The sequence below is a fragment of the Candidiatus Paracoxiella cheracis genome (assembly GCF_049348705.1).
Classification (GTDB): Bacteria; Pseudomonadota; Gammaproteobacteria; order Coxiellales; family Coxiellaceae; genus Paracoxiella; species Paracoxiella cheracis.
Genome location: NZ_CP186485.1, coordinates 2,188,004 through 2,212,077, shown reverse-complemented (window position 1 = coordinate 2,212,077; position 24,074 = coordinate 2,188,004). Strand labels below are relative to the sequence as shown.

Here is a 24,074-nt window from a genome sequence, read left to right as displayed (position 1 = left end):
GATAGACATATCAAGATTATTCATTTTACACAAATTTGTGATCGCGTCACATCATTGGTTAAAGTATCAACAATTGCTTGGTCTGTAGCATTTTTCGCTATGATGACCTTACTAACAAAGCCCATTTCATGGGCTAATTCCGCCATGCTCTCGCTGATGACTAAAAGGTGTTTTTTATAGATCCACTGATCAGACGATAGGGGAAAGACTTTTGTTAAGTTTTGTAAGCTTTCTTTGCTGGTCGTAATGATGAGATTGATTGGTTTTGATCGTAAGGATTTTAATTCATTGTTTGTGATTGTAGGACACTCTCGTCGATAGCAAACGATTTCATCAACAGTTGCCCCCCGTTGTATTAAATTATCTTTAAGTAAAGGCTTGCTATTTTTCCCGCAAAAAATTGCTATAGATTTATTTTTAATATTTTGCAGAGCTGGAAGCGCTAATATGCCTTCACTGTTATATAGATTTGGTATGAAATCAACATGTATATTATTTTTTTTGAGTGCATTTGCAGTGCCAGGCCCAATGGCAATAATTTTTAATGAATCTATTGCGGGTAATGGAATAACGGCATTCGCGCTAACAAAAATAGCAAAATTGTAGTGTGTGATTTTTTTTAGAAAAGTTTGTATTTCGGGTGTTTCATGAAGTGGTTTAATCAATAGCGTAGGAAATAATAGCGTTTTTGCTCCAAGTTTTTTTAGCATAAGTGACAGTGATTCGGCCTGATGTTTGGGGCGTGTGATGAGTATCGATAATCCCGCTAATGGCTTAGCCTTCATACTGTTTAATCTCCCAGGCTGCATAGGCAGGTGTTTCGTAGGGGTGTACATCAAGAAGCTCGGCTAACGCGTCATTTAAATAGTGGTCATCGCAAACCATTTCGACGAGATATTCTTCGACTGTCTCAATATTATCTTGTTTTCCGATGTGTGGTTGACTGCCCGCTAAGGGTTTAAACTGTCCGAATCCTTTTGTTTGCCAGGCGCAATGGCTGTAATCGCCGATTTTTCCAGCCCCTTTATTAAACAAGGCATTTTTTACAATGTCTAAATGACTTTCAGGAACGTAAAAAGAAATTTTGTGCATGATGATGTCCTATCACTGGAGCCCTTTAAGAGCTTGAATCTAAAAATTCACCAGCCCCTTGGTCTAACAAACGGTCGCCCAACTCCAAACCTAATGCTTCTGCCTGGTTGGCAGGCCCTTCAATTTCATTTCGAATAATATGTTTTCCATCCACACTGCCAACCATTGCAATGAGATGCAGTGTATTATTGTCATGCAGAACCGCATGTGCAGCCAGTGGTGTAAAACAATCGCCATTTAAGCGGCGATTGACGGCCCTTTCAGCGGTGATGCAAATACGAGTTGGATGATGATCAAGTTTTTCAAGCAATTCAATCATGTGTATGTCATCGGCGTGACACTCGATACCAATCGCGCCTTGCCCGATCGCTGGAATAAATGCTTCTGGGTCTAGATATTCCCTGATTTTATTTTCGTGAGATAGTCGTAGTAACCCCGCTGCGGCTAAAATAATGGCATCGAATTCACCAGATGCTAGCTTTTCTAGTCGTGTGCCGACGTTGCCGCGGATCGGTTTGATAGCCAGATGTGACTTTGTTGCATTCAGTTGGCATTGGCGTCGTGGACTGGATGTGCCAATCGTTGCGTTGTCCGGTAATGCATCGAGGTTTTCGTAGGAGTTTGATACAAATACATCACGTGGATCTTCTCGACGACAAAAAGCAGCGAGTAATAACCCTGAATTTTTTTTTACTGACATATCTTTGATAGAATGGACGGCGATATCGGCTTCCTTATTGAGTAGGGTTTGTTGCAAGTCTTTCACAAACAAATCTTTGCCACCAATGCCGGCTAAAGATTTATTGAGTATTTTATCACCCTCCGTTGTTTTTCCTAAAATTTCAACTTTTAAACCCGGGTAGCAAGATGTCAGTTGTTGTTGGACGAGTTCAGCTTGCCAGAGTGCTAACGGACTTTTGCGAGTGACGATTGTAATCGTGGATTTGCTCATTGTTTAAGAATATCGAGTTGGTGATCTTTTTGTTCCCAGATTCCATTGAGCCACTGTTGAAAGTGCTTACGAAATTCGCGGTTTTCGTAATATTCGCCGAGTAAGTCGTCTGTAATCGGAAGCAATCGATAAATAACCGTCGCTTTTTGAAAATTACCGGTAACGAGCTTCCAAAATGTCATTTTGGGTTCCGAATATTCAATCGTGACATCGAGAATACCCGCCAAATAATCTTTCATTTCGTTGATTACGATAGCGAGGCCGCCTGCTTTGGGGCTTAATAGGTGTTTATAAGGAGAATGTCGGCGTTGTCGTTTTTGTTCGGTGAAACGAGTGCCTTCGATAAAATTCATAATTGTAGTGGGGTATTCTTTAAATTTATTACAAGCACTTTTGGTGGTGTCTATGTCTTTGCCTCTTAATTCTGGATTTTTGCGGATGTCTTCGCGAGAATGGCGCACCATGAAAGGATAACCTAAAATCCAGCATCCTAATCCGACGATCGGTAATGACCATAACAATTCTTTTTTCATAAAGAATTTCATCGTAGGTGTTTTGTAATTGAAAACATATCCTAAAGCCGGAATATCTGCCCACGTTTGATGATTAGAAATCAGCATATACCAATTTTTTGTACTTAACGGGACTGTGCCTTGAATGTCCCATTTTTTCCGAGTATTGATATATAATATGACATTGATGGAGCTCGCCCAAATAACTGGGATTTGTTGTGCAATTTTCATGAGGCGGTATCGCCACCAACGGATGGGAATCAACCAGCTAATTGCAAAAGCGACGTAAATAGAGAGTACGGATAACACCGATGAAATGCCGAAAAAAATCATATAAATTGCAGCGGTAAATGATTTTAAAAATTTCATTAAGAGTCCTTAATTTAATTAGAAGCCCAACTGTTGAGGAGCTTGTCCTTTTAATGAGCCAGCTTCATCGTAAATATTAGCACTTTTGGGTTTTGGTTCGGGTTTAAAGAGGCAATCTTTTTGATGGTGGGATTTGCAATTCACATAGCCGCCTAAATTTTTGCCCCAGCCTTTTCCGGCAGGCTCATACGTTAAACGACTATAATGCAAGACGATCGGAAATGTTAAGCCCTCTTTAGGTTTATAAAGACAAACCACGTTGCCAACTCTAACGCCTTGCCATTGTGCGCCCAGGAAAGAGTCGATGTGTTCGGAAAATGAGGCGTCGTAACTTTTCCAGCCATGCTTGTTTCCCCACGTTCGTTTTTTTGGGTTTTTGTGGATCTCGCTGATTTTGGGGCAGGTCATATAGCCTGGGGGTAGCGCATCGGAGTTCTTGGCTGTATCAGGGGCTGTTGTGCTCGGTGTTGCTGGGTCTGCATAGGCTGACAATGAGAGCCCTAAAGCAGACAAGCTAATGAGTAGAATGTTGACAAAACGCACTGGTTCAATACCCCCGGGTAATTTTTTGAGCATTCATATTATAAGCTTGGATTCTGTTTGTCACTAGTGGGATAATATTTTGCGAGGGGGAGCTGTGGCTAAATTGCATTTTTACTACTCAGCTATGAACGCGGGTAAGAGTACGACGCTGTTACAGTCGAGTTACAACTATAATGAGCGTGGTATGGAAACCATTTTGTTGGTTCCGGCCCTCGATGATCGCTATGGGGTGGGTAAAATAACAACTCGGATCGGTTTGCAAGCAGATGCCGTCACGTTCACGAAAGATATCGACTTATTCGAGCATGTTCGAGACAAGTTGGGAGCTAACCCAAATATAAAGTGCGTGCTAGTCGATGAAGCCCAGTTTTTAACGAAAAAGCAGGTGGCAGAGCTTGCTCTGATCACTGACGAGTTGGATATCCCTGTGCTAGCTTACGGCATCCGTACCGATTTCCAGGGTGAGCCTTTTCCAGGGAGCCTCTATCTGCTGGCTTGGGCCGATATTTTAATCGAGTTGAAAACCATCTGCCATTGTGGCCGAAAGGCGACGATGAATATGCGCATTGATGATCATGGCAGCCCGATAACAGAAGGTGCTCAAATCGAGATCGGTGGGAATGAACGCTACATTGCCACCTGTCGCAAGCATTTTCGTTTACGGCAAGGGCACAAGATTATATAATCGAGCGTGTCTATGCGATATAACATTAAATATGAAGGGGATGTGGTTTATGCCACCACCAGCGGTTGCTGCTGTGCCGTCTGTTGATACGAACACTGAATTAACTCACGACTATCGTTTTCAGCCGTGGGTTGTTTGTTTTTCCGCTTCACTTTTTTTCTTTTTCGAATTTATCCAACTGAATATGTTTAATGCCCTTAATCCGGCATTAATTCGCGCATTCAATATCAGTGCCACTCAGCTTGCTCATCTATCGGCGATGTATTTCTATGCTACCGTGATCTTTCTATTTCCGGCGGGAATGATTTTAGATCGGGTTTCAACGCGTAAGGTCATCGTGATTACAATGTTTGCAGCGGTGTTGTGTACATTTGGATTTGCTGCCTCACGTTCGTTGTGGCAAGCAGAAATATGTCGCTTCATTACAGGTGTTAGCGGTGCATTTGTTTTATTAAGCAATGTTCGGTTGGCCTCGCGCTGGTTTGAGCCGCGTCGTATGGCATTAGTGGTTGGTTTGATCGTGACGTTTGCTATGTTGGGTGGGATGGTTGCTCAAACACCGCTGACATTATTAACGGATAGCATCGGGTGGCGATTGACATTAATGATTGATGGCATAGTGGGATTGTTCATGCTTGGGATGATTATTGTATTTGTTCGTGATTTTCCCAAGCGGCAAGCCAACGTATATGCAGAGCAGCAAGCATTGTTACAGGGTATTGGCTTTTGGCAAGCATTGTTTCAGACGGTTAGAAATTCGCAAAACTGGTTGGGCGGCTTGTATACCTCTTTAATGAACCTGCCCATTTTCTTGCTTGGTGCTATGTGGGGCATTATGTACTTGGTGCAAGTTCAAGGTTTAAATCGCGCGAATGCTTCTTTTGTGACATCAATGTTATTTATTGGCACGATTATAGGCTCGCCGGTTATGGGTTGGTTTTCTGATCGCATACGCAGACGTCGATCACCGATGATAGGTGGCGCGGTTATTGCGTTAGGCTTGGTATTGATTTTGATGTATGTGCCTCACTTATCGATGATCACCTTGTTATTCATATTTTTCGGTTTGGGCTTTATTACCAGCGCTCAAATTATTAGTTATCCACTTATTGCTGAGAGTAATCCCCTGGCATTGACAGGAACGGCGGAAGGATTGGCATCAGTATTAATTATGGCGGGTGGATTCACGCAGCCTTTATTTGCAAGCTTGATGCAGTGGCATTGGGCGCATCGCTATATTAACAAGCTCCCGATTTATTCGGTTTCCAATTATCGTACAGCTCTGGCAATCATGCCGATTGCTTTTATTTTGGGTTTGATTATTGCCTTTATCATTCGTGAGACGTATTGCATGGGATATCGTGAATCCGAACAGAATAAGCATAATTGAGGTTTTGATGCAGCGTTTAGCAACCGATTTAGAGAACTCAATAGAATTGACGAAGCCAGTTGCCAACTCTCATTCATTATTGCGTGCTTGGGTTGTTTGTCTTTTTGCCTCTCTTTTTTTCTTTTATGAATTTATTCAGTTGAACATGTTCAATGCGATTAGTTCGCAGCTTATGCAAACGTTTCATATCGATGCGACAGAGCTTGGAAGGTTGTCATCTTTTTATTTTATTTCCAATGTCGCATTTTTATTTGTGGCCGGCATGTTGTTGGATCGCTTTTCCACACGAAAAATCATTTTAACTGCGCTGGGTATTTGTATAGTAGGTACCGCATTATTTTCAACGACGACGTCAATATTATGGGCTTCTGTTTTTCGATTCATGACGGGCATTGGTAGCGCATTTTGTTTCTTAAGTGTGATTCGATTATCGACGCGTTGGTTCCCCGCAAAACATTTGGCACTGGTAACGGGTGTGATTGTAACGATGGCAATGATTGGGGGCATGGTCGCGCAAACACCTTTAGCGTTATTGGCTCAAGCGGTTGAGTGGCGAAATGCATTGTTGATAGACGCCTGTTTTGGTGTAATTATTTTTGCGATCATTTGGTTTGGTGTGAAAGATTATCCATCCAGCCATAAAAAACAACATGCTCTCGAGCAACAACATATCCACGATATGGGTTATTGGAAAAGTTTAGGTCTGGCTTTTCTAAAGATTCATAATTGGTTGGGGGGCATTTACACTTGCTTGATGAATTTGCCTATTGGTTTGTTAGGTAGTATTTGGGGTGTGTTGTTTTTAATGGACACGCATGGGATGTCTAAGGTTGCTGCTTCTTATATCACGTCTATGTTATTTTTCGGAACAATCATCGGTGGTCCATTTGTTGGCTGGCTGTCGGATAAAATGGGGCGTCGTAAAATACCTATGATAATTGGCTCAGTGATGTCGCTTGGACTTATTTTGGTGGTGATGCTTGCTCCGCATTTGGCTTTTTATACACTGATGTTGATGTTTCTGTTACTCGGAATAACGACCAGCACCCAAATTATTGGGTATCCGGTGGTGGCAGAAAATAGTATTCCTGCCATAACGGCTATGTCTGTTAGCGTCGTTAATATTACAACGATGGGGGGCTATGCCGTTTTTCAGCCCTTTTTTGGTCGTTTGATGGATTTACATGCAAGAAATTTGCATCATACTGTAGGTGTTTATACCGCTAGCGATTTTAATTGGGCGATGTTGATATTCCCGATTGGATTTGTCGTTGCGTTACTGGCATCGTTTTGCCTGCGTGAAACCCATTGTCAGTCTCGCGAGGAGCCTGCGACTATCCAAACAGCGCAAAACAAGGATGTCGAATGCACTTTGGGATCATAGATATTTATCTTGTTCTCGCCTTGATAGTTGCAGGTATTATTGCTGGCTATTCAGGTGGTTTGTTTGGTATCGGTGGTGGTGCGGTTCTTGTCCCAGTTTTTCTTACGATATTCCCGTTTGTTGGTACCGCACATGCGGCGGTAATGCATATTGCAGTTGGTACATCGCTAGCACTGTTGGTGCCGAACACATTAGTTGCTTTCCTAAAGCAATATAAAATGGGTAATATCGATTTTAATTTATTAAAGCGTTGGTTACCTTTTGTTGTTGTGGGGGCGACTATTGGGGCGTCAGTTGTTGAATTCATACCGACTGTCTATTTAAAGGTTATTTTCGCTACATATTTGTATGCGTCTTTCATGTTTATTGCATTGAAAAAAGAGGTGGCTAAAGAATTTGAAGGAAAGCCGCATGGCTATTCGATAGGGATTGCCGGCATTTTGATTGGCTGTTTTTCGGTATTTTTAGGCATGGGTGGTGGCACGTTTACTGTTCCATATACACAGCTTCATAATTATCCCATGAGAAAAGCGATTGCGCTGTCATCAGCAACGGGTGTTTTTATTGGCATTATTGGTACGATCGGTGTCATCATTAGTGGATTGCACGTGCCGGGTCGTGCTCCGCATTCACTCGGTTTTGTAAATGTTATCGCATTTATCATAGTGCTGCCGTTTATTATCTTTTTTTCTCCCTATGGTGTCAGAACGGCGAATCGGTTGAAGAGGAAAAATTTAAAGCGCATGTATGCGGCTTTTTTATTGATAGTAGCTTTTTATATGACAGCGCAAATATTTATTAAGTATTAAAGACACTTCTAAAAATCATTTTTAGCGGATTAAATAACATTTTGATTGCGGCAGAGAGATTGGGGTTACTGTTTTGCAGGCGTAAGTACAATGGACGTACTTAGCAGCCAAGGATGGTGATTTTTGAAAGACAGTAACTCCAATCTCGCCAGCGAAGCAATTGAAATCGATAATATGTTATGAAAAAAATTTACCTCTATTTAATTGTATGTCTATCGCCGACGCTATTAATCGGGTGCCGTTCGACACCGCCACCCAAACATCCCAATGACATTTGCAAAATTTTCACGCAATATCCTAGCTGGTACTGGTCTACAAAAAAATCGTATAAAAAATGGGGCATACCCATTAGCGTGCAAATGGCGATTATTCGTGAAGAATCACATTTTCGCTCAGAAGCTGAGCCAGCGCGGCGTAAATTGTTTGGTGTAATCCCGTGGTTTCGGCCGACGACAGCTTCGGGTTACACGCAAGCTGTCGATGAAACTTGGCGGCGATATATAAAATCACAAGGTTTGTTAAGTGGTGCGCGTGATGATTTTGCGCGAGCTGCCGATTTTATTGGCTGGTATGCAAACCTTGCGCATCATGAGTTGCATATTTCTCGAGACAATGCGCGCAACCTTTATTTGGCTTATCACGAGGGCATTGACGGTTATCAAGAGCGAAGTTATTTGCAAAAAAAATGGTTGATACGAGTTGCCGATAAGGTTCAACACAATGCCGCGCGGTATCGCATTCAGTTGTTGCAGTGTGAAAGACTGTTACGACGAGAACATTGGTGGCATCGGATTTTGTGACATCGTCCTATTTAAAGGGGTGTCAACTTGGCAAAGCTTGCCACTAACCACTTGGTGCCCGCCTTATCAAATTTTACTTGTATGCGCGCGTGCTCACCTTGTCCCTCATAATTGATGAGAACGCCGGCGCCAAATTTCTTGTGTTGTACACGTTGACCCACTCGCAATCCAGGCTGTCCGGCGACTTCAACTTTAGCAGTGGGTCGAACAGGTGTCGGCCGTGATAATTTGGGTGTTGGTCGGATGGACTCGATCAATTCATCGGGGATTTCATGAATAAAACGAGAGGGTTGACTAAATCGTTCGATGCCGTGTAAATAACGACATTCGGCATAAGTCAGCACTAACTTTTCTTTAGCACGCGTCATGCCAACGTAACAAAGTCGGCGTTCTTCTTCCAAACCGTTTGGTTCATTCATCGACATGCGATGAGGAAATAATTCTTCTTCCATGCCACTAATAAAAACGATGGGATATTCTAAACCCTTTGCTGCATGCAATGTCATTAAGCTCACGAAATCAGAATGCGCTTCGGCCTGTTCTTCGCCTGTTTCTAAAGCAACATGGGATAAAAACGAAGCTAATGGGCTCAAGCCAAGATCGTTTTCAGCTTTAAATTGCAGTGTGGCATTGACCAATTCTTCCAAGTTTTCAATACGGGATAACCCTTTTTCGCTTCTATCTTTTTTATAGTGCGCGATCAAACCACTTTGTTCCAGTACGGCTTGTGTTTGTTCACCAAGAGCCATGTCCTTTGTTTCGCGATCTACGGCATTGATGAGCTCAATAAAGTTGCCAAGCGCATTTGTGGCGCGTGCATTCAATGTGTTTGCTTCGAGCAAATATTCGGCAGTTTGCCATAGAGAGGCTGCATTTTCGCGTGCCGTTACTCGTAGTGAGGATAACGTATTATTGCCAATGCCACGAGTTGGTGTATTGACTATACGTTCAAATGCGGCATCATCATGGCGGTTTGCAATCAATCGCAAATAAGCTAACGCATCTTTAATTTCTGCGCGCTCGAAGAATTTCTGGCCTCCATAGATTCGATAAGGAATTTGTGAGTCGATCAAGCGTTCTTCAAGAATTCGTGATTGTGCGTTAGAGCGATAGAGCACGGCGACATCTTTTGCTTTGTAACCCCGCTGCAAGTAGTCTTTGATGCAAGATACAATATAATAAGATTCATCACGCTCGTTAAAAGCCGCATATAACGTGATGGGCTGACCTTTATCACCGTCCGTCCATAATTTTTTGCCCAGACGATTCGTATTGTTATCGATGACGGCGTTGGCTGCGGTTAAAATCGTTTGCGTTGAGCGGTAGTTTTGTTCCAAGCGAATAGTTTTTGAATGGCTAAAATCATTGCTGAAACGATGAATGTTTTCTATTTTAGCGCCGCGCCAACTATAAATGGATTGATCATCGTCACCAACAGCCATGACATAATTGTGTGGGCCCGCAAACATGCGCAGCCAAGCATATTGAATGACATTGGTATCTTGGAACTCATCCACCAACACGTGTTGAAAGCGATCTTGATAGTGCGCACGAATGGTTTCATTATTTTGCAAGAGCTCTAAGGAACGCAAGAGTAATTCTGCAAAATCCACCAAGCCGCTGCGACGACAGACATCTTCATAGGCTTTGTAAATTTTAATCATGGTTTCTGTAAAGAAGCTGCCCTCTAAATTACTGACATTGTCAGGGCGGTGGCCTTCTTCTTTTTGTTTATTAATAAACCACTGCGATTGTTTGGGTGGCCATTTATCTTCTTCGAGATTCAAATTGCGTTGAATGCGACGAATCAATCGATATTGATCTTCTGAGTCCAAAATCTGAAAAGTTTCTGGTAATTCGGCTTCCTGCCAATGTGCGCGCAATAACCGGTGTGACAAGCCGTGAAATGTGCCAACCCACATATTGCCAAGATACATGCCAAGCAATGATTCAATGCGCCCACGCATTTCATGGGCCGCTTTGTTTGTGAACGTTACCGCTAAAATACTGTGAGGTGAAACATGATGATGTTGAATAAGCCATGCGATCCGATGGACGAGCACGCGTGTTTTACCACTGCCGGCGCCAGCGAGCACTAGCATATGACTTGGCGGTGCTGAAACCGCCTCCTGTTGAGGTTTATTCAATGATTGTAATAGTGGTGAATTTTTCATGGTGGGCATTGTACCCGAATGGGCGTCCTGAGGACAGACCGTTTCTTGGGTTACAGGCTTGACAGTCTCTTTCGAACTCGCGATTATGTGTGCACTATGTCATCAGTAACACATCACAAACCACGCTTACTTACCGGCGACACGCCAACGGGCCGCATGCATCTCGGTCATTGGGTGGGTTCAATGGAAAATCGCGTTGCCATGCAAGATGAGTATGATTGTTACTTTTTAATTGCTAACGCGCATGCATTTACAACACGAGTCGATAAGCCCGTAGAAATTCGTCAAAGTACACTAGATATAGCGACGGATAATTTAGCGGTGGGTATCGATTCCAGCAAAAGTACATTGTTTATTGAATCCGATGTGCCGGCGATTTTTGAATTAACGGCGCTATTTAGTATGTTAATTCCATACCCGCGTTTGATGCGAAACCCAACTATTAAAGATGAAATTCGTGATAAGAAATTAGGTGACAATTATTCAATGGGATTTTTGCTGTATCCCATTATGCAAATAGCTGATATTCTCGCGTTTTGTCCGGATGTGGTTCCAGTTGGTGAAGATCAAATTCCGCATTTAGAATTAACGCGCGAAGTAGCTCGTCGGTTTAACCAACTGTATTGTGGTGTGGATCCACACACCGACGATAAAGATTATTTAAAAAACGGTGGGTTGTTGCCCATCATTGAAGGAAAAATTGGTCGTGTGCGTCGTTTGGTTGGGATAGGCGGCCCGGATGATCGCGGTCAATTATTAAAAATGAGTAAATCGCTTAATAATGCTATTTTTTTAAGTGACGATCCCGATACCATTCGCAAAAAAGTCATGAGCATGTATACCGATCCTAAGCGCATGCGTGCAACCGATCCTGGCACTGTGGAAAATAATCCATTATGGGTTTTTCATGATACGTTTAATCCCGATAAAAAATGGATAGAAGAAGGCAAGCAGCGTTATCGAGAGGGAAAAATCGGTGACGTTGAATGTAAAAAATTACTTGTAGAAGTGCTATTAGAATTTGTAAAACCCATTCAAGAGCGTCGTGCCGTTTATGAAAAAGATCCTGCGCAGGTTTTAAAAGTGTTGGAAAAAGGTGCCGAACAAGCAAACAGCGTGGCTCAAGAGACATTAAGGAAAGTAAAAGAAGCGATGCAGCAGCTCTATTAGTTGCTGAGTTGCAATGCCGACTAACTTACGTTAAGATTTCGTTAATGCCGATTTGAAGTCAGCTTGCTGGGCGAAAATACAGCTAAAGCGATACAGAGAACCACTCAACCAATCGGTCGCAGTGGTTTTTTTATTTCTACCTCTAGAAATCAATCGGTTATTTTTGTATTTGTTGAATAACCTTTTACAAGGTAGGTAAACGTTCAGCCTGGATCTGGAAGCTGGGAGAACGTTTCTGCAAGGTGAATAGTTACTTTACAAGGAGTGAGTGTCATGGCTATTGCACACAATCTAGGCTTTCCACGAATTGGCCTTCACCGTGAGATGAAAAGAACGGTCGAGGCGTATTGGCGCGGTGAAATTGCGCTAAAAGAATTAAAACGTCAAGAGAAACTCTTACAAGAAAAAAATTGGAAGCTACAATTCGATGCCGGATTGGATTTAATCCCCGTAGGTGATTTTACCTGGTGCGACCATGTTTTGGATACGAGCGCATTGTTAGGTGTCATTCCAAAACGTTTCACTGACGCCAAAGATAAGGTGGATATCGATACCATTTTTTGTATGGCCAGAGGCCAATCACCCGATGGCCAAGAAAATACTGCTTGTGAAATGACGAAATGGTTTGATACTAATTACCATTATATCGTACCTGAATTGACGGAAGATCAAACATTTCAAATCTTGGTTGAATCATTTTTTGAAAATGTCGATCATGCTTTATCATTAAGTTACAACGTAAAACCTGTGTTACTGGGCCCCGTTAGTTATTTATGGCTTGGTAAATGCAAGGGTCAGGCATTTGATAAGCTGTCTTTGTTGAATCGATTGGTTCCCGTGTATGAAGAAATTTTCGCCAGGTTAAACAAACGCGGCATTCAGTGGATTCAGATAGATGAGCCGATTTTAGTCTTGGATTTGCCACAAGAATGGCGTGATGCATTTACGACTACCTACAGCCATTGTAATTTTTCTAACCTTAAATGCTTATTAGCAACGTATTTTGGCCACTTGGGTGATAATTTAGAAATGGCTTGCCAGTTACCCGTCGATGGGTTACATATCGATTTGTGTCGAGCGCCCGAACAGATTCATGCTGTACTCGAAAATTTGCCCAAAGAAAAAGTGATTTCCTGTGGCATCATCGATGGCCGAAATATTTGGCGAAATGATTTGAATGCATCGTTGGATGCTCTTGAGAAAGTAAAAAAAATCAAAGGCAGCAATCTATGGATTGCTGGCTCATGTTCTTTATTGCATGTGCCGATTGATTTAAACGAAGAAAAAAAATTAGAGCCCGAGATTAAAAGCTGGTTGTCTTTTGCAAAACAAAAAATTGAAGAAGTTGCAATATTAACGGTTGCGCTTAATCACGGTCGTGAGGATGTGAGTGATTCTCTGGCTGAGAATGCTTTTGCGATCAAAGAACGAAAAATATCAAAACGGATTCACAACCCTGCCGTCAAGGAACGTGTCGAGCAATTCAATGACACCTTGGCAAGGCGTGATAGTGACTATGCTAAGCGTGCAAAGGCTCAAAAAGATGCGCTCGAGTTGCCTCTACTGTCGACTACAACAATAGGTTCTTTTCCGCAAACGAAAGAAATTCGAAAAATTCGGCGGGACTTCAAGGAAGGAGTGATCGATGAAGTGTTGTATGAAGAGAAAATTCGGCAGGAAATTACGGATGTCATCAAAATTCAGGAAAATTTAGGGCTTGATGTATTAGTTCATGGTGAGGCCGAACGTAATGATATGGTCGAGTATTTCGGAGAATTATTAGAAGGTTTTGCATTTACGGAAAATGGTTGGGTGCAAAGTTATGGTTCACGCTGTGTAAAACCACCGATTATTTATGGCGATATCAGTCGAATTAAACCGATGACCGTTGCATGGAGTACATTTGCTCAATCGTTAACGAGCAAATGGGTAAAAGGTATGCTAACGGGTCCTGTCACCATTTTAGCGTGGTCGTTCGTGCGTGATGATCAAGCTCGAAAAGACACCGCACTGCAAATTGCATTTGTGTTACGTGATGAAGTCGTGGATCTTGAGTCAGCCGGGATTCGAGTGATTCAAATTGATGAGCCGGCTTTTCGTGAGAGTTTGCCACTGAGACGCTCAAATTGGCAAGACTATCTTGACTGGGCCGTTACCTGTTTTCGCGTAGCCTCAAGTGGTGTGAGAGATGAAACGCAGATTCACACTCACATGTGTTATTCCGAATTCAATGACATTATAGAAGCGATTGCCGCGTTGGATGCCGATGTTATCACATTGGAAAGCTCGCGTTCTGATATGGAGTTATTAAAAGCGTTTGAACATTTTTCTTATCCGAATGACATTGGGCCAGGGGTTTATGATATTCATTCACCTCGTGTTCCTGATGTTGAAGAAATCGAAAATTTATTGAAAAACGCGCTCAATTATATTCCTATCGAGCGGCTTTGGGTGAATCCAGATTGTGGTTTGAAAACACGCGGCTGGACAGAAGTGCGCACGGCATTAATCAATATGGTTCAAGCAGCTAAAAATCTGCGTGGAATTAGTATCGAGGAGGAGACCGTAGCCGATTCTACTGCGTGATGGAGGTGCTAAAATAATTTGGAGAGAGATGAACATGGATGTTAAAACCACTATTCCGATTAGCTTCGAACTATTTCCACCAAATACCGTCGAAAAAATTCGTGACTTAGGTCTAACGTGTGATCAATTAAGCACGTTTAAACCGGACTATTTTTCCGTGACTTTCGGTGCCGGTGGTTCAAATCGAGATAAAACATTTCACGTAGTCAAATTATTGCTTGAAAAACACATCGAAGTTGCCCCACATTTAACGTGTATTGGAATGTCAAAAAAGTCCATTCGACAAGTTTTGGATACTTATATTGAGTGGGGCGTGAGTCATCTCGTTGCGATACGCGGTGATTTGCCTGAAGATGTGAATCCTGATAGCGGTGATTTTCAGCATGCGGATGAATTAGTTCGATTCGTTCAACATGAAACGGGTAACCATTTCCATATCAGTGTGGCAGCTTATCCGGAATTTCATCCGCAGTCGTGCAATATTTTTGTGGGCATTGAAAATTTTCAGCATAAAATCAATGCAAGGGCGAATGATGCCATTACGCAATACTTTTTCAACCCCGATGCGTATTTTTATTTTTTGGAGAGTTGCCAGAAAGTTGGCATCGATGCGCCGATCATACCTGGGATTATGCCGATCCACTGTTGTGAAAAATTATTGCGATTTTCAAATCTGTGCGGTGCAGAAATACCCGCTTGGTTATTAAAGCGTCTTGAGGCGTATCGTCACGATAAGAATTCGTTTCGAGCATTTGGTGTCGAGGTCGTGAGCAAGCTCTGTGAGGCTTTAATTAAGGGTGGCGCGCCGGGATTGCATTTCTACACGTTAAATCAATACGAGCCGACCCTAACAATTTTGGAGAATTTATCAGTAAAGGTTCCTCTGCAAACTAATAGCGATAATGTTCGGGTTTGAATGGGCCTTCTTGACTAACGCCAATATATTTTGCTTGTTCTGCGGTTAGAGTCGTTAATTTAGCACCGACGTGTGCAAGATGTAATCGCGCGACTTCTTCATCCAATTTTTTTGGTAGCACGTAGACGCCAACGGGATATTTTTCGGTATGCAGCCATAACTCTATTTGTGCCAGGACCTGGTTGGTAAACGAGGTAGACATCACAAAACTAGGGTGGCCGGTTGCGCAGCCTAAATTCACTAAGCGGCCTTGTGCTAATAAAATGATGCGTTTCCCATCGGGAAAAATGACATGATCGACTTGTGGCTTGATATTTTCACATTCATATTTTTCTAAGGAGGCCACATCGATTTCTAAATCAAAGTGACCAATATTGCAGACGATGGCTTCGTTTCTCATTTGTGCCATGTGATCGTGAGTAATGATGTGTTTATTGCCCGTTGCAGTGACGAATATGTCAGCCTGAGCAGCCATTTCGTCCATAGTGACGACACGATAACCTTCCATCGATGCTTGCAATGCGCAGATAGGATCGATTTCGGTGATATAAACGGTTGCGCCGTAAGAGCGTAGCGCTTGCGCGCAGCCTTTACCCACATCACCATAGCCGCACACAACGGCTTTTTTCCCGGCGAGCATAACATCGGTAGCGCGTTTAAGTGCATCGACTAACGATTCTCGACAACCATAGAGGTTATCAAATTTTGATTTTGTGACGGAGTCATTAACGTTAATCGCAGGCATTTTAAGCGTGTTGTTCTTGTGCATTTCGTAAAGTCGATGCACGCCAGTCGTTGTTTCTTCTGAAATGCCTTTGATATCTTTGATTAATTCTGGACGTTTTTCGTGAATGTATTGCGTTAAGTCACCGCCATCGTCCAACAATAAATTGGGATGCCAATCGTTTGGTCCATCCAGTGTTTGCGCAATACAGTCCCAATATTCTTCTTCCGTTTCGCCTTTCCAAGCGAAAACAGGAATGCCCGCTTTTGCCATCGCGGCAGCGGCATGATCTTGTGTTGAAAAAATGTTACAAGAAGACCAACGCACTTCAGCACCCAATGCCACGAGTGTTTCGATCAAAACGGCCGTTTGGATCGTCATGTGGATGCAACCCGCAATGCGTGCACCTTTTAAAGGTTGTGATTTTGCGTATTGTTGGCGTAACGCCATCAGCCCTGGCATTTCGGTTTCAGCGATTTGAATTTCTTTTCGACCGAAATCGGCTAAATTAATATCGGCGATTTGAAAATCTTGAGTCATAGTGTTTGTTTCCATCGTTAAATCCATGGTTAGTCAGTGACTGCAGCAAGTCCGGCTGCTTCGCGTAACATTTCAGCTTTGTCAGTTTTTTCCCAACCGAATGTAGGTTCTTCGCGACCAAAATGTCCGTAAGCTGCAGTGGGTTTGTAGATCGGGTGTAATAAATCCAATTCTTTGATAATCATCCCAGGGCGTAAATTGAAATGCTCTGTCACGAGTTCTGCGATTCGAGCGTCATCAATCTTTCCAGTCCCAAATGTTTCAACAAAAATAGAAGTAGGTTCGGCAACGCCAATTGCATAAGAAATTTGAATTTCACAGCGATCAGCGAGACCAGCAGCGACAATGTTTTTAGCCACATAACGTGCTGCATAAGCGCCTGAGCGATCAACCTTAGAGGGATCCTTGCCGGAAAAGGCACCGCCACCATGTCGAGCCATGCCGCCATAGGTGTCCACGATGATTTTACGACCGGTTAGCCCACAGTCACCGACGGGTCCGCCGATAACAAAGCGACCCGTTGGGTTGATGTAGAAACGAGTATTTTTATCGATCCAATGCTTAGGGATAACGGGCTTAATAATTTCTTCGATGACGGCTTCGGTTAAATCTTCTTGAGTAATATCAGGATTATGTTGTGTTGATAAAACAATGCAATCGACACCCACGGGTTTTCCATGGTCATATTTTAATGTTAATTGCGATTTTGCATCGGGACGTAACCAGGTTAATACACCTTCTTTACGCAATTGTGCTTGGCGCCGAACGAGGCGATGTGCATAAGTAATGGGAGCTGGCATTAAGACATCGGTTTCATGCGATGCGTATCCAAACATCATGCCTTGATCGCCGGCACCTAGCTCATGATCCTCACGATGATCAACGCCTCTTGAAATATCAGGTGATTGTTTCCCAATGGCTGTAAGAACCGCGCAGGTTTCTCCGTCGAAGCCGATGTCTGGGTTATCGTAGCCAATTTCTAAAATAGTATCCCGAGCAATCTGTTCCATATCGACCCAGGCATTGGTGGTGATTTCACCCGAAATAAAAACCATGCCAGATTTCACAACCGTTTCGCAGGCAACCCTACAATTAGGATCTTGTGCGATTAGCGCGTCTAAAATCGCATCAGAAATTTGGTCAGCAATTTTGTCGGGGTGGCCTTCAGAGACTGATTCGGATGTAAAAATGTCTGTATGTTGCATGTCTGGTTTTATCTTCCTTAAACTTAAACAAAATAATCTTTTCTCATGGGAGAAGAATTAATTGGACCATACTAATAAAATTCTCGAAAAAATGCACTTATTTTTCAAAATTTTGCCTTTAGCTCCTTCATCGAAACGATTGAATTGCTGAGTTAAATCCGAAGCCGATAGCCCTAAAATGAAAAATAACCAATTGAAAATAATTATATTTTTGTGCTATGAAAATTTTTGATCAGCAGGACGGGGGGCTTGTATCGTCTTCAGAGAAGTTTTAAGATATCTAAAATGGAGAACGTAAAGAGTGCATTCAAGGAGATTCCAATGAAACGTAAAATACCGACGAACATCGCATTGAGCCCATTTGGATATTGGCCGAAGTCTAGCAGACGGTCACGATGGATAAAGCCCGCAGTTAAGTTATTGTTTGTGGTGAATTTATCGGTATTAGGTTTGATTGGCTGTACCGACATGAATGTCGACAAAACGATGGTGAAAGCGGCAATAGATTCGGCAATCGATGCAAGCTTTGAGCAAAGTTCCGATTCAGAAAGAGTAAAATATTTAGTTGCATCAACGGCTTCTGAACTATTTGAGCTGGGTTATGAGTGGGTGCAGAGGGCACGACGAAATTGGCACTGATATGGATCCAGCAGTATAATACATTATCGAAATTTTATTTTAATAAAAAGTGCTTCTCTCAAAACGCGATTTTGAGATGGTGGAATAAAAATTTGAATGCTTAGTATTAGGAGGAAAGAAATATGCGTCTAGTCATGTTAATTTTGGGAGTATTTTGTCTATCGATAACTCCTATTGGGTTTGCAAACGCCGAACATCATGCAGAAAAACCCGCCGCGGTAAAAGAGGGTGACTTGATTCTTGTTTATGCGGAACCGCATTCGAATGCGAATGTGGTGCAGAAAGTGAGTCCGTCACATCGCTTGATTCCAATTTTCCGTCGTGGCGAATGGGTTAAAGTCGGCGATCCGAGCGATGGCAAAGTAGGTTGGATTAATCGCGATCAATATCGAAAAGTCATGCAAGCTTTTTATAGCCCAAATATTCAAACCATTTTTATTCGTACGGAACATGATAATAATGGTAAGCCTTCGATTGACGTCGTTGCATATAAAAATGGAAAAAAATTATCGAAGCAAGAAGCGGACGCACTTTACAAACGCATTCGTAACGAACAAGTGCACGAAGCACGTTACATGAGTCACATGTTTTGGACCATGAACAGATCCGTGGACCGACAAATGCGAGAGATGAATGAATTCATGGCGCCTTGGGATAACGTTGGATTTGGATTCGCTCCTGAAATCATTCAACCGGTGATTGTTGTGAACCCTCAGCATCAAGCTGCACCAGCAGAACATAACCGTGTGTCAGGACAAGATGCAGCAAAATAATTATTAAGTCGAGCCAAGGATGGCTGGGCCATTGCTAACGATGCGCGCCATGGAGAGCGAAGCGAAGGCGCGTATTCCGCGGTAGGCTCGGATTTTTTGCCGAGCGTAAGCGACTGCAAAAAATCTTTACGAGCCGTCAAGTCATTTGAGAGCCCGTGCGTAGTCGAGCCGTGAGGTCGCGGAGCGCGGGCGACGAGGACGTCCGCGGCTATTTAAGTTGTCGCGTATTGCGAGTCGATTATTGACAGGGATGGCAATAATCTATCACGAGCATCGCGACACGCTTGATAATGATAATGGACGACATTAATCAGCTAGGGACAGCAATACATAGCAATTGAAATACTTACTGCAAAGCTTGTTCTAAATCCTTTCGCAAATCTTCAACGTCTTCAATACCTACAGACAAACGAATCAATCCATCTGTAATACCCAATGCATCGCGCTGCTCTTTTGGGACTGAAGCGTGAGTCATGATCGCAGGATGTTCAATTAAACTTTCGACACCACCTAAACTTTCAGCGAGCGTGAACACCTCGCAACGCTCTAACACTTTTTTGGTTTCATAAAGATCACACTTTAAAGCGACGGAAATCATACCGCCGAAATGTGTCATTTGTTGTTTTGCTAATTTATATTGTGGATGGTTTTTCAGACCGGGATAATAAACTTCAGCCACTTTTTTGTGATGTTTTAGCCACTTTGCTAATTCCATCGCATTGTCACAGTGGCGCTGCATACGCACGTCCAATGTTTTTAAACCGCGTAACACCAAAAAACTATCGAAGGGTCCCGCAATGCCGCCGATGGCATTTTGTAAATATTTTAATTGTTCGCCGAGCGCAGCAGGGTCCTCGCCCACGACGGTAACACCGCTTACGACATCGGAATGTCCATTCAAATATTTAGTCGCAGAATGTGTGACGATATGAAAACCGAGTTCGATTGGGCGCTGAATAATAGGTGTGGCAAACGTATTATCGGCAACGGCAATTAAATGATGTTTGCGCGCAATGTCCGCCACCATTTTTAAATCGACGATTTTTAACATTGGATTGCTAGGGGATTCCACCCAAATCATTTTAGTATTCGGCTGGATAGCGGCTTCGATTTTTGAAGCATCGGTAAAATCGATGAAGGAAAATTTAATCCCGGCTGATCGAGTGCGCACGTTGGCAAATAATCGGTAGCTGCCGCCGTAAACATCGTCCATGACTAATACATGATCGCCCGGTTTTAATAATTCGAGAATGGTCGCCGTCGCAGCCATTCCGGAAGCAAAAGCATAACCCTGTTTTCCAGACTCAAGATCTGCAACGCAACGCTCATATGCCATGCGAGTGGGATTTTGGCTACGAGAGTATTCAAATCCCTGGTGCACGCCCGGACTTTTTTGGACGTACGTTGACGTGGCATAGATCGGTGTCATGACGGCGCCTGTAGAAGGATCCGGCTTTTGGCCAGCGTGGATTACGCGAGTTGCAATTTTTTTATTATTATCAGTATCGTCCATCGAGAATTCTCACTCTTGTTTATAAATTATCGGATTGAAGGGAAATAGATTGTGTCATAAAAAATGTTGTTCCTTCATCCAATGATCATCAACAAACTTTGTTAAATAGTTACGAATAGAATCCGGCAAAATAACTAAACAGCGCTGACCTTTTTTTAATCGTGTTGCGACTTGCAGCGCAGCCCACACAGCACCACCAGAGGATCCACCGACTAATAACCCTTCTTCTTTAATGATGCGTCGTGCCATTAAAAAAGAATCTTCATCATTAGTTTTAACGTATTCGTCCACTAAACTATTATCCAACACTTCGGGAAAGAAATCATAACCAATACCTTCTACTAAATAAGGTTTGACTTCATTGCCGCCACCTAAAATGGAGCCGATGGGATCGACACCGATAATTTGAATGGCAGGGTTCACTTCTTTTAATTTTTTGGCAATGCCGGTGATGGTGCCGCCGGTTCCGACTCCCATGACAACCATGGCTAATTGATCGCTCATGTCATCTAAAATTTCTTGTGCGGTGGTTTCATAATGAATATTAGGATTTTCAGGATTCGAATATTGATCGAGGATATGCGAATTTGGAATTTGTTCATTCAATCGTTTTGCTAATGAAATATGACTTTCGGGATCATCCCAAGCTGCTTCGGTGGGTGTGCGATAAATCGTTGCGCCCAAAGCCTCTAATACTACCTGTTTTTCATGGCTCATTTTTTCCGGCAAGGTGATAATCACCTTATAACCTTTGACAGCGCCGGCCAATGCGATGCCAATACCGGTATTGCCAGAGGTCGGTTCAATCAATGTATCCCCGGGCTTGATCTTCCCGTCGCGCTCAGCCGCTTCGATCATGGCGATGCCGATTCGGTCTTTTACTGATCCGCCTGGATTAAGAAACTCACATTTTCCATAGAACTCACACGGTAAGTCTTTGCCGATACGGTGAAATTTAACAGAGGGTGTGTTGCCAACGGCTTGGAGAATGTTATCAATAAGCATAGGTGACCTTTGTTATCTGTAAATGAGACAGGCTCACAGTATAGGTGAAGATAGAGTACGGAGCCAATAGAAGGCCTGCCGACAACCCCGGTATTTCACAAAGGTAAGGAATGTAATATAAATGAGAATAGCTTATAATTGATTAAGAAAGGAATTATTCATGTTCGATCCAAAACACGTCAATGATATTGTTAAGCGTCTCATGGCATCGCTGCCACCCGGTGTAAAAAACTTACCGAAAGACGTTGAGAAGAATTTTCATAGCGTACTACAAGGTGCATTCAACAAAATGGACCTGGTTACGCGTGAAGAATTTGATGCTCAAACTAAGGTGTTAGAGCGCACGCGCGCTAAGTTGGAGCGTCTCGAGAAAAAGCTCAACGAGCTCGAAGGTCAGTAGTCACTGGTTCCATGTCATTAGCCATTATTCATAGTCGGGCTTCGGCGGGTATTATGGCGCCGCCTGTTACAGTCGAAGTGCATTTATCGAAGGGCTTGCCGGGTTTTTCGATAGTCGGTTTGCCTGAAACCGCTGTTAAAGAAAGTCGTCATCGGGTTCGCAGTGCTATTATTAATAGTGAATTAGAATTCCCTGTGCGTCGCATCACTGTAAATCTAGCGCCTGCGGATTTACCTAAAGAAGGGGGGCGTTTTGATTTAGCGATTGCGCTCGGTATTTTAGCTGCCTCAGAGCAAATTCCACTGCATCAATTAAACCAATATGAATTTGCCGGTGAGTTAGCATTGTCAGGTGAATTGCGTCCCATTAAAGGAGCGCTGCCATTTGCAATTGCCAGTAAAAACATCAATCGTCGCTTAATTATTGCTGCTGATAACGCAGCAGAGGCAGCATTTATTGAAGGGATTCAAATTTATTCTGCAAAACATGTACTCGATGTCTGTGCGCATTTGCGTGATCTAAAAAAATTGCCGCGGGTCATTTCTCAACACACAGCAACTCAATGTTTTTATCCCGATCTTCAGGATGTGAAAGGACAAATGCAAGGTAAACGTGCTCTCGAAATAGCAGCGGCGGGTGGTCACAGTCTATTATTAATGGGGCCACCGGGAACTGGTAAAACGATGTTGGCGACTCGATTGCCAGGAATTTTGCCGCCGATGACAACGGATGAAGCAATAGAAGTTGCTGCGGTACATTCAATTAGCAGTAGTGGTTTTAATAATAATCGATGGCGTGTGCGCTCGTTTCGATCCCCGCATCACAGTGCGTCGAGTGTGGCGATGGTGGGTGGCGGCAGTCCGCCTCGCCCCGGTGAAATTTCTTTAGCGCATCATGGTGTATTATTTTTGGATGAGTTGCCTGAGTTTAGTCGACATGTGTTGGAATCTTTGCGCGAACCCATGGAAGCGGGTGCGGTGACAATTTCCCGAGCGGCATATCAGGCTCATTTTCCTGCACGCTTTCAATTCGTGGCTGCCATGAATCCCTGTCCTTGTGGATATCACGGTGATCCCAATGGTCGTTGTCGCTGCACGTCTGAACACGTGCAGCGTTATCAAGCGCGATTGTCGGGCCCGTTGCTTGATCGAATTGATATGCATGTGGAGATACCACCGTTACCGATGAGTCATTTGTTGAATGCAAACACTGAAAACAGTGAGTCGAGTGAGGCGGTGCGTCATCGTGTTTTGCGTGCACGTGACCTTCAAACCAAACGCTGTGGGAAAGCTAATGCAGAGTTGCTCGGTGATGCTGTAATAAAATATTGTGCACTATCTCAAGATGAGCGTACTTTATTAGAAAAAGCAATTAACCAGCTTGGACTTTCGGCGAGAGCGTATTATCGCATTTTAAAGCTCGCGCGAACCATTGCCGATCTGGATGGTCGGGAAAAGATCGAGAAAATTCATCTGCAAGAAGCGATAGGTTATCGACGGTTGGATCGGACTAAACGAAATCACTATTGAAAATCCATGGAATGAATAAGATAATAACCATATATACAATTTAGTCATTCAAAGGAGTGATACGGACATGGCCAAGCCTACCATCAAACTTCGTCCCAAGACGCAACGTATTGAATCGGAAGCATCCGCTTTAAGAGTATCAACAGAGTTGACGGAAAAACTGCAAGAAATATCGGAACACACTAAACAGACAGCGAATCATCCGGACCTTGTTTATTTTCGTCCCAAAAAGCAACAAATCTCTATTCGCATGGATGCCGATGTGCTGGCATGGTTTCAAGGGCAACCAGGAAAATATCAGCAACTGATAAATAAAGTGTAGAACTCTCGACTTGATCTGACAGTTGAGATTTATCGGACATAT

Annotated in this window: 24 protein-coding genes; 13 read left to right on the top strand and 11 right to left on the bottom strand. The window is 43.0% G+C overall.

The annotated features are described in order from the left end of the window. Positions 1-20: 20 nt before the first annotated feature. From ACJMKR_RS11635 to eirA, 5 genes are read right to left on the bottom strand one after another with little or no spacing between them, the layout of a single operon-like run. Positions 21-785, bottom strand: coding sequence for a uroporphyrinogen-III synthase (locus tag ACJMKR_RS11635; RefSeq protein WP_423063203.1), 765 nt, complete (start codon positions 783-785; stop codon positions 21-23). After that, a complete protein-coding gene (locus tag ACJMKR_RS11630) occupies positions 775-1,092 on the bottom strand; it encodes an NGG1p interacting factor NIF3 (protein WP_423063202.1) in 318 nt (105 codons plus the stop codon). Before ACJMKR_RS11630 ends, ACJMKR_RS11635 begins: the two co-directional genes overlap by 11 nt. Positions 1,093-1,117: 25 nt before the next feature. Then, on the bottom strand, positions 1,118-2,044 hold the full coding sequence (gene hemC, locus ACJMKR_RS11625) for a hydroxymethylbilane synthase (RefSeq protein WP_423063201.1): 927 nt from the start codon (positions 2,042-2,044) through the stop codon (positions 1,118-1,120). Then, positions 2,041-2,925 (bottom strand): acyltransferase, encoded by an 885-nt coding sequence (locus tag ACJMKR_RS11620; RefSeq protein WP_423063200.1) that lies wholly within the window; start codon positions 2,923-2,925, stop codon positions 2,041-2,043. The genes hemC and ACJMKR_RS11620 overlap by 4 nt, the downstream gene beginning before the upstream one ends. 18 nt (positions 2,926-2,943) lie before the next feature. Then, complete coding sequence (gene eirA / locus ACJMKR_RS11615) at positions 2,944-3,501, bottom strand: T4SS-associated protein EirA (RefSeq protein WP_423063199.1); 558 nt, start codon at positions 3,499-3,501, stop codon at positions 2,944-2,946. Between the two features lie 61 nt (positions 3,502-3,562). Between eirA and ACJMKR_RS11610 the strand changes: the two genes are divergently transcribed. The 5 genes from ACJMKR_RS11610 (at position 3,563) to ACJMKR_RS11590 (ending at position 8,536) form a co-directional block, all read left to right on the top strand. After that, entirely contained in the window at positions 3,563-4,153 is a 591-nt protein-coding gene (locus tag ACJMKR_RS11610; RefSeq protein WP_423063198.1) for a thymidine kinase, read from the top strand. A 49-nt stretch (positions 4,154-4,202) separates the two neighbouring features. Then, entirely contained in the window at positions 4,203-5,543 is a 1,341-nt protein-coding gene (locus ACJMKR_RS11605; protein ID WP_423063197.1) for an MFS transporter, read from the top strand. A gap of 7 nt (positions 5,544-5,550) precedes the next feature. Then, positions 5,551-6,927: an MFS transporter gene (locus tag ACJMKR_RS11600; protein ID WP_423063196.1), complete on the top strand. Its 1,377-nt coding sequence runs from the start codon at positions 5,551-5,553 to the stop codon at positions 6,925-6,927. Next, positions 6,909-7,736 carry a sulfite exporter TauE/SafE family protein gene (locus ACJMKR_RS11595; protein WP_423063195.1) on the top strand — a complete coding sequence of 276 codons (828 nt, stop codon included), beginning with the start codon at positions 6,909-6,911 and terminating at the stop codon, positions 7,734-7,736. The genes ACJMKR_RS11600 and ACJMKR_RS11595 overlap by 19 nt, the downstream gene beginning before the upstream one ends. A 179-nt stretch (positions 7,737-7,915) precedes the next feature. Beyond that, positions 7,916-8,536: a hypothetical protein gene (locus tag ACJMKR_RS11590; protein ID WP_423063194.1), complete on the top strand. Its 621-nt coding sequence runs from the start codon at positions 7,916-7,918 to the stop codon at positions 8,534-8,536. 11 nt (positions 8,537-8,547) lie between these two features. On the opposite strand, the gene uvrD is transcribed toward ACJMKR_RS11590, so the two are convergent. Beyond that, positions 8,548-10,710: a DNA helicase II gene (gene uvrD / locus ACJMKR_RS11585; RefSeq protein ID WP_423063193.1), complete on the bottom strand. Its 2,163-nt coding sequence runs from the start codon at positions 10,708-10,710 to the stop codon at positions 8,548-8,550. Between the two features lie 96 nt (positions 10,711-10,806). On the opposite strand from uvrD, the gene trpS reads away from it, so the two are divergent. From trpS to metF, 3 genes are all read left to right on the top strand, one after another. Then, the gene (trpS, locus tag ACJMKR_RS11580; RefSeq protein ID WP_423063192.1) at positions 10,807-11,880 is read left to right on the top strand and encodes a tryptophan--tRNA ligase; all 1,074 of its coding nucleotides are present in this window, start codon (positions 10,807-10,809) and stop codon (positions 11,878-11,880) included. 273 nt (positions 11,881-12,153) lie between these two features. Further along, entirely contained in the window at positions 12,154-14,466 is a 2,313-nt protein-coding gene (gene metE / locus ACJMKR_RS11575) for a 5-methyltetrahydropteroyltriglutamate--homocysteine S-methyltransferase (protein ID WP_423063191.1), read from the top strand. Positions 14,467-14,500: 34 nt separating this feature from the next. After that, complete coding sequence (metF, locus tag ACJMKR_RS11570; RefSeq protein ID WP_423063190.1) at positions 14,501-15,382, top strand: methylenetetrahydrofolate reductase [NAD(P)H]; 882 nt, start codon at positions 14,501-14,503, stop codon at positions 15,380-15,382. Here the strand turns inward: metF and ahcY are convergent. Then, complete coding sequence (ahcY, locus tag ACJMKR_RS11565; RefSeq protein WP_423063189.1) at positions 15,357-16,673, bottom strand: adenosylhomocysteinase; 1,317 nt, start codon at positions 16,671-16,673, stop codon at positions 15,357-15,359. The genes metF and ahcY overlap by 26 nt on opposite strands. A gap of 2 nt (positions 16,674-16,675) precedes the next feature. After that, the gene (gene metK, locus ACJMKR_RS11560; protein ID WP_423063188.1) at positions 16,676-17,851 is read right to left on the bottom strand and encodes a methionine adenosyltransferase; all 1,176 of its coding nucleotides are present in this window, start codon (positions 17,849-17,851) and stop codon (positions 16,676-16,678) included. 321 nt (positions 17,852-18,172) lie between these two features. Here metK and ACJMKR_RS11555 point away from each other — a divergent pair, with 321 nt between their 5' ends. After that, a complete protein-coding gene (locus tag ACJMKR_RS11555) occupies positions 18,173-18,490 on the top strand; it encodes a hypothetical protein (RefSeq protein WP_423063187.1) in 318 nt (105 codons plus the stop codon). Between the two features lie 122 nt (positions 18,491-18,612). Beyond that, complete coding sequence (locus ACJMKR_RS11550; protein WP_423063186.1) at positions 18,613-19,263, top strand: SH3 domain-containing protein; 651 nt, start codon at positions 18,613-18,615, stop codon at positions 19,261-19,263. Here ACJMKR_RS11550 and ACJMKR_RS11545 read toward each other — a convergent pair. The 3 genes from ACJMKR_RS11545 to ACJMKR_RS11535 all read right to left on the bottom strand — a co-directional run bounded on the left by ACJMKR_RS11545 (position 19,209) and on the right by ACJMKR_RS11535 (position 21,781). After that, positions 19,209-19,403 (bottom strand): hypothetical protein, encoded by a 195-nt coding sequence (locus ACJMKR_RS11545; protein ID WP_423063185.1) that lies wholly within the window; start codon positions 19,401-19,403, stop codon positions 19,209-19,211. The genes ACJMKR_RS11550 and ACJMKR_RS11545 overlap by 55 nt on opposite strands. Before the next feature lie 206 nt (positions 19,404-19,609). Beyond that, positions 19,610-20,776, bottom strand: a complete 1,167-nt coding sequence (locus tag ACJMKR_RS11540; protein WP_423063184.1) for a trans-sulfuration enzyme family protein — start codon at positions 20,774-20,776, stop codon at positions 19,610-19,612. A 54-nt stretch (positions 20,777-20,830) separates the two neighbouring features. Then, the gene (locus tag ACJMKR_RS11535) at positions 20,831-21,781 is read right to left on the bottom strand and encodes a pyridoxal-phosphate dependent enzyme (RefSeq protein WP_423063183.1); all 951 of its coding nucleotides are present in this window, start codon (positions 21,779-21,781) and stop codon (positions 20,831-20,833) included. Between the two features lie 160 nt (positions 21,782-21,941). Between ACJMKR_RS11535 and ubiK the strand changes: the two genes are divergently transcribed. The 3 genes from ubiK (at position 21,942) to ACJMKR_RS11520 (ending at position 24,032) form a co-directional block, all read left to right on the top strand. Then, the gene (gene ubiK / locus ACJMKR_RS11530) at positions 21,942-22,181 is read left to right on the top strand and encodes a ubiquinone biosynthesis accessory factor UbiK (RefSeq protein WP_423063182.1); all 240 of its coding nucleotides are present in this window, start codon (positions 21,942-21,944) and stop codon (positions 22,179-22,181) included. 11 nt (positions 22,182-22,192) lie between these two features. After that, the gene (locus ACJMKR_RS11525; protein WP_423063181.1) at positions 22,193-23,710 is read left to right on the top strand and encodes a YifB family Mg chelatase-like AAA ATPase; all 1,518 of its coding nucleotides are present in this window, start codon (positions 22,193-22,195) and stop codon (positions 23,708-23,710) included. A gap of 67 nt (positions 23,711-23,777) precedes the next feature. Then, the gene (locus ACJMKR_RS11520; RefSeq protein ID WP_423063180.1) at positions 23,778-24,032 is read left to right on the top strand and encodes a BrnA antitoxin family protein; all 255 of its coding nucleotides are present in this window, start codon (positions 23,778-23,780) and stop codon (positions 24,030-24,032) included. Positions 24,033-24,074 lie beyond the last annotated feature (42 nt).